General features: G+C 47.9%; 1 protein-coding gene. It reads right to left on the bottom strand.

Annotation, left to right across the window (positions count from 1 at the left end; all coding sequences use genetic code 11):
• Positions 1–128: 128 nt before the first annotated feature.
• Positions 129–1,131: GH92 family glycosyl hydrolase (locus PAN06_RS14320; RefSeq protein WP_269796666.1), on the bottom strand; the 1,003-nt coding region annotated here is incomplete at its 5' end.

Genomic DNA, 1,131 nt, shown 5'->3' with positions numbered 1-1,131 from the left:
TCCGCACAGTTGAGTAGGGCTGTAAAAGCTGATGAAATCAGCGTAGTAGAGCCCACTCAACCACTGCGTCTTGCTCGACAATCCAAAAATAATTGAGAGGCTAGGACTTTTGTCCCAGCCTCTTTTTCTTATGCATGTGGGGGGAGCCAAGAAAGCTCAAATTGGAGCAATTGGGCTTCAAGGAGGTCTTGATGGGAAATCTCTTGTTTCTCATTACCATCTAATAGGGCTTTTTGGATGAAATAGGCGCCTGCAGTGTGTGAGTTGGCGCAAATCTTGAGCTCTTGCTTGGGAAGATGGAGAAGGACTTCTTTAAAGAGGGGGAGCCCTAGATCATAGATTGGTTTTCCTGGGCAGGTTGGATAGAGTCCAAGGGCTGACCAGATGTACCAAGCAGATAGGCTACCGTTGTCCTCATCACCTGGATAGGCTTGGAAATTTGGATGGAAAGCTTGGGAACGGATCTGGTGGATCAGGAGATTGGTATATTCGGGGTGAAGACTGTGGCGGAAGAGGTAGGGAAGGTGAAAGCTGGGTTGATTGGAGATGGCAATCTGCCCAAATGGGGCTTGGGCCATTTCACTCATTTCATGGATTTCATAGCCATATCCTCTTACATCAAATTGAGGTTTTTGATTGGCCAGATCCAGCAATCGTTGGGTGAAGGCTTTTTTACCGCCCATCAGCTCTATCAGGCCGGAGAGGTCGTGTAAGGCTCCAAAAGTAGCCTGGGTTGCAGAGCATTCTGCATAATCTCCTCCCCAGCTGGTAGGAGAGAAGGGTTCTTTAAAGGTTCCATTGGTGGATCGTGCTCTCATAAAGCCTGTTTGGGCATCGTACAATGTTCGGTAGGAGAGGCTGGAAGCAGCATACCGAGCGACTGTTTCTGTATGAACCAATTGCTTGGCAACGCTAGCAATGCAAAAATCACTATAGGCATAATCTAGGCTATGGCTAACACTTTCATGAAAATCTTCGGGTAGGTAGCCAAGGGCCTTGTAGCTTTCATTGCCATGGCGACCAAAATGTTGAGTGGGATCTGTTTTTTGAGCCGTCTGGAGCATGGCTGTCAGCATGTTTTCATGTAGGTCTGGTGCGATCCCTTTTGTGACAGCATCCGCAAAGACACCA

Source organism: Streptococcus sp. SM3 (genome assembly GCF_027497875.1).
This window is presented reverse-complemented; position numbering and strand designations above follow the sequence as displayed.